The organism is Acinetobacter sp. YH01019 (assembly GCF_013420285.1).
GTDB lineage: Bacteria > Pseudomonadota > Gammaproteobacteria > Pseudomonadales > Moraxellaceae > Acinetobacter > Acinetobacter gandensis.
Window position 1 is genome coordinate 1 of record NZ_VOYM01000125.1, and the last position, 5536, is coordinate 5536.

Annotated in this window: 3 protein-coding genes and 1 pseudogene; 1 reads left to right on the forward strand and 3 read right to left on the reverse strand. The window is 42.5% G+C overall.

Annotation, left to right across the window (positions count from 1 at the left end):
- Nucleotides 1-100 precede the first annotated feature (100 nt).
- The 3 genes from FTT84_RS16785 to FTT84_RS16795 form a co-directional block, all read right to left on the reverse strand.
- Nucleotides 101-1243 carry an LLM class flavin-dependent oxidoreductase gene (locus tag FTT84_RS16785; RefSeq protein WP_257222878.1) on the reverse strand — a complete coding sequence of 381 codons (1143 nt, stop codon included), beginning with the start codon at nt 1241-1243 and terminating at the stop codon, nt 101-103.
- 274 nt (nt 1244-1517) lie between these two features.
- The gene (locus FTT84_RS16790) at nt 1518-2894 is read right to left on the reverse strand and encodes an MATE family efflux transporter (RefSeq protein WP_180081918.1); all 1377 of its coding nucleotides are present in this window, start codon (nt 2892-2894) and stop codon (nt 1518-1520) included.
- 152 nt (nt 2895-3046) lie between these two features.
- On the reverse strand, nt 3047-4201 hold the full coding sequence (locus tag FTT84_RS16795; protein WP_180081920.1) for a methionine aminotransferase: 1155 nt from the start codon (nt 4199-4201) through the stop codon (nt 3047-3049).
- A gap of 230 nt (nt 4202-4431) precedes the next feature.
- Between FTT84_RS16795 and FTT84_RS16800 the strand changes: the two are divergent.
- Nucleotides 4432-5409, forward strand: a pseudogene (locus FTT84_RS16800) (phage late control D family protein); the annotation flags it as partial.
- Between the last annotated feature and the right edge of the window lie 127 nt (nt 5410-5536).

Sequence of the window (5536 nt, forward strand, 5' to 3'; positions counted from 1 at the left end):
TCCATGCACGTGTAGCAGTTCTTAACAGATTTACGGAATTAGGTCGACCACTTACCCAAGTTACGCCTTAAATTTGGCTCAATTAGGGGCGCTTTGCATTTCAAATCTTTGTGCAACAAAGCCGTGTACCAATTAAAGTCCAATGCCCACGTGCTGAAGCGATATATTGATAGAGTTGGCGAATACTAAAGTTATGCTTACGCGCAATATCGATCATCATTTGCTGACGACTAGAAAAATTAATGTCGGTATCTTCAATTTTAGGGAAGGGCGCATCTAAATCAAACTTGGATAAGTTAATTCCACCAGCTAAGGCAGACAATAAGCTGAGACCGACTTCAGGATGAATTAAGCTATTTAAAAAGTCATATTTTTCTTGTGCTTCTTGCTCCGTTTTAGCCACAAAAATAGACACACCCGGCATGATTTTTAGATCGTCTGCATGACGACCATATTTTAGGACACGGTTTTTTACGTCACGGTAAAAGGCTTGGGCATCGCCCAAATTTTGCTGTGCAGTAAAAATAACTTCTGCATATTTGCCGGCAAGTTCACGGCCATCTTCAGACTGTCCTGCTTGTACAATCACTGGATAGCCTTGCGGTGGGCGAGAGACATTGAGCGCGCCTACAACATGATAATACTTGCCATGATGTTCAGGTTGATGCTGTTTACGTGCATCAAAAAATTGTCCCGTTTCTTTATTGTAGTGGAAGGTGTCGTCCTCCCATGAGTCCCAAAGTTTATGACTCAGCTCAATAAATTCATCGGCACGTTCATATCGTTCTTTGGGTTCAGGGTGTTGCTGTAGATTAAAGTTTTTTGCTGTATCCGCAGAAGCTGTAGTGACGACATTCCAAGCAGCACGACCTTTAGAAATATGATCGAGTGAGGCAAATTTTCGAGCCAAAATATAAGGATCTTCGTAGGTCGTGGATGCCGTGGCAATGAAGCCAATATGCTTGGTCACGGTGGAGAGCGCAGCAAATAGCGTGACAGGTTCGAAGCCAACGCCTTTATCGCCCAGACCTTTTTCACCCTCGACAGCTGAACTCCAACGAACTGATAAACCATCTGCTAAAAAGTAAGCATCAAATAAGCCACGTTCTGCGGTTTGCACTAATTCAATGGCGTAGTCAATATTGAGATGATCTTGTGGGCGTGATTCAGGATGGCGCCAACCAGCCACATGCTGAGACGTTGTGGGAATAAAAGCACCGAGTTTAATTTGTCGCTTGGCCATTATTTTTCCTTATTTTCTAAAAGCAATTTAATCTCTGTTTTAGAACAAGATGTATGCCAATAAAAAATCATTAAGGAATGAAATACTTAGAGATTTTGAGTTGAATATATGTTGATTAAACAACAGCAAAATCATCTATTTGACTAGATAACTACAGCAGAAATTATTCAGAGCTTATGCAAAAAAATCAGCTGGTTTTACAAAAAGCATGCTCTATACCATCAGCGTAACCATGCCGCGAGTCAAGCGGCATGGTTTGAATGAAAGATCGATTTTAAACCAAAGCTTTAACAGCTTTCTTTTTCCAAACGAATTGATAATACAGACCTTGTAAGAGGCAGAGGCTGACAAAGGCAAGGGCATAGGCATACCAAATACCTTTGAGTCCCCACCATTCACTGAACAAATAGGCACAAGGCACTTCAATACACAGAATCGCCATAATGTTGATGATCATCGGCACGGTTACTGTACCACTGGCCCGCATAATCGAGGCGAAGATGGCACTGGCACCGAAGAATAAAATCGACCAAAGAACAATGAACAGCAACTCTTGACCTAATAACACCACATTTGGATCGGTGATAAACAGCGCCATCAGGTATTTAGAGAACAGATAGCCTAAAGCCACCAAAGCACCAGTAATGATGATGTTCATACCTAAGGCGGTGCGTTTTACTTTATTGAGTAATTCAGACTTACCGGCGCCAATGGCTTGTGCGGCAAAAATAGACGCAGCTATTGAAATCGACAACGCTGGGAATTGAATATAGTTCAACACCTGATTGACCGCGCCATAAGCTGCCGTGGCATCGGCACCGTGACGATTGACCAAACCCACAATCACTAAACCTGCCACAGAAGTTGTCACCATCTGAATCCCTGTTGGGATGCCCAAACGCAGAATAATTTTACTCAGCTCATGTTGATGGCGCACATGACGCAGCAATTCCATATCTGGTTTGAGTGGATGATCTTTCTTGTTGAGATAAATAAACAAGAAGACCAAGGCGATGAAAAAGCCGACATTTGTGGCAATGGCAGGAGCTATAATGCCCATTTGTGGAAAGCCAAATTTTCCAGCAATTAAAATAGGCGTGATAATTAAACCTGTACCAATGGTCATGCCTGAGGCAATTAGCGGCGTGGTACTGTCGCCAACACCCCGTAAAATTGAGGTGTAAATAATATAGATAAATAACAATGGGCTACCGGCAAGCATCCACTGCACATAAGGCAATGAGAGATGCATAACATCTGGGTCGGTGCCTAAAGCCAATAAAATAGGTTTGGCAAATAGCACACCTAATAGCGCAATAATACTGCCACCAATTAAAGTCATAAAAAGTGTAGAACCAACCACACTCCGGACTTTCTCAGTATTTTGAGCCCCCCATGCTTGTCCGACCAATACGGTTGCACCGGCAGAGAGTCCAATTACAAATGCCATTAAGCAAAACAAAATAGGAAAGAATACTGCCACCGCAGCAATGGCGTGCACACCCAACATTTGCCCGACAAACACGGTATTAATTGTGCCTGACAGGTTTTGCAAAATATTGGTCGCAATCAGTGGCACTAGAAAAATGAGAAAGGTTTTCCAGAGATTTTGTTGAGTGACGAGCGGTTGCTGTTGGGAAGGCTTCGACATAGGCGTGCACGTCCTGAGTGCTGCATTGTTATGTTTTTAAGTTACTGATAACACTAACATGCCTATGCTTAAAAAAGCCTTAGTTTTTAGGTAACGCAGGCTTCATTTTTTCTTCATGGCTTTAATCAGATACATGATCCAACAGAGAGAACTTAAACCGCAGATAAAATCTGGGCAGCTTGGTCTAATGTGGCATCTTGTTTGGCAAAACAAAAACGTAGTAAACGTAAATCTTTAGGTGGTTGTTGATAAAAAACGGACACAGGGATTGCCACGATTTTATGCTGTTCTGCTAACAACTGGCACATCTCCACATCATTGAGGTCGGGACGAATCAAGCTGTAATCGAGGTTTTGGAAATACGTACCTGCCGATGGAATCAATTCAAATCTAGAGTGGCTTAAGCCGGCATTGAAACGGTCACGTTTGGCTTGGTAAAAATCGCCCAATTCAGCAATGTGCTCCGGATGTTCTGCCATAAATGTAGCTAAAGCTATTTGGACGGGAGTGACCCCACAGAAGTTGGCAAATTGATAAATCTGACGAAATACCTGCATCAGTTTCGGCGCAGCAATGCAATAACCAGTTTTCCATCCTGTGACATGAAAAGTTTTACCGAAAGAGCCCACCACAAAACTGCGTTCACGCAATTCTGGAAAAGACAGGGCTGATAGATGCTTTCGGCCATCGTAAATCAAGTGTTCATAGACTTCATCGGACAATACCACAATGTTTTTATCTACAATCAGTTGAATTAAGGTCTGCCAATCTTCACGGCTCCACACAGCACCGCTAGGATTATGCGGCGTATTGACAATAATCATCCGCGTTTTATCACTGATTGCGTCAGCAACACGGTTCCAATCCACACTAAAACTTGGCGCTTGCAAGGCAATATGCACGGCTTTTGCCCCCACCAGTTTGACGCTGGGTGCATAACTGTCATAGCTTGGGTCGAAAATAATCACTTCATCGCCGGCCTGTACCACTGCCTGTATGGCACTGAATATTCCAATAGTTGCCCCGGGGGTAATGGTGACTTCGGTTAGTGGATCAATCTGTAGTTGATCACGTTGAGCAAAAAGGGCTACCAGTTGCTCACGCAAACTGATTAAACCATCACCCGGCGCATATTGATTAAAACCATTTTGTGTCGCCTGACACAGGGCTTCTAATAAAGCAGGTGGAGCAGGAAAGTCAGGAAAGCCCTGAGATAAATTTAATGCATTTAAGCGCTGAGCCATGGCACTCATAGTGCTGAAAATTGTCACGCCTTGCGCAGGAAGTTTAGATTCGATTTGGATCATGGTCTTAGGTATTTTTATCAATTGCTTTGCCAGTTTACAGTTCTATTGGCAGAGCTAAAAGCCGAATTTGTAGAAAGAAATTCATAAATATTGCTGATATTGATCTTAATTAGCAGGGTTTTAAATTTGAAGCCGAAAACTAATTCACAATTTATTTACAAATTGAGGTAGACGAAAAAATCATCATTTCATAAAATGCAGCCATATAAAAATGATATCAACAATAAAAAATGATAAAAAATATTTATGCCATGGTGGAAAACTTTGGCCTTAGCGTGCAAAAACGCGCTCTACACATTCATTTTTCCAATGAAGCTCTGAATGCTGAAGTCTTTATTCAACGCATTGAAGGTGAACACCGAATCAATCAAGGCTTTCGTGCGGAAATTATTTGTCTATCGACCAATGCACATTTGGCCTTAAAGCAATTTATTGGTGGACGTGTCGCAGTTGATCAAGTCACGGACTTGGGACAATTGAGTCGGATGACCGGTGTAATTACAGGGGCGAGCCAAGGGCAAAGTGATGGCTCATTGACGGTCTATAAATTAGTGATTGAAGATGCATCAGCGCTATGGCATAAACGTCGTAACAGTCGAGTTTTCATGAATAAATCGGTGCGTGACATCACCGAAGTGCTGTTTAGTGAATGGCAGAACAAAAGTAGCTTATTTGCTGCAAGTCTGAGTCTAAATTTGGCGGGGCTGGCCAAGGATTATGATGTCCGCCCATTTACCATGCAAGCCAATGAAACCGATTATGCTTTTTTAACCCGACTTTGGCGTAGTGAAGGCATCAACTGGTTAATTGATGAATCCAAACGCTTTGTTCCATTTTCAGCATCGACCATTGAAGCGCAGCAGCTACGTTTAATCGATCAAAACCAAGCATTTACTGCTTTAGATCGTACTAATATTCGTTTCCATCGTAGTCATGCTACAGAGCGACAAGACACCATTACCAGCTTGATTGCCGAGCGATTTTTACAATCTACCACTATTCAAACTCAGCGTTGGCAGGCTCAGCATCTTGAGCAAGATCAAAGTGGCACACTGCTCAGTGCACATCAGCACAGTGAACTGCAAGAAAATGAAAGCTTGAGTTTAGAGCAGGCTTGGACGATTAGCTCGGCATGGACTGCCGACTTAAAAGGTGAAGATCAAGCGACCACCGCAAATACCCAACAATTAGAGAAATTAAATCAGCAAGGCTTTGTTGCACAAACCTAGCATCAAAAGCTTATTCAGCAATATAATTTCAAAATGAATAAGCCTGCCTCTAAAATCTACCGTACAACCAATTGGTCATCCTATAACCGAGCCTTAATTAACCGAG

Coding starts and splice junctions, on each gene's coding strand:
- FTT84_RS16790 (WP_180081918.1), bottom strand. CDS start 2,894: ATGTCGAAGCCTTCCCAACAGCAACCGCTCGTCACTCAACAAAATCTC.
- FTT84_RS16785 (WP_257222878.1), bottom strand. CDS start 1,243: ATGGCCAAGCGACAAATTAAACTCGGTGCTTTTATTCCCACAACGTCT.
- FTT84_RS16795 (WP_180081920.1), bottom strand. CDS start 4,201: ATGATCCAAATCGAATCTAAACTTCCTGCGCAAGGCGTGACAATTTTC.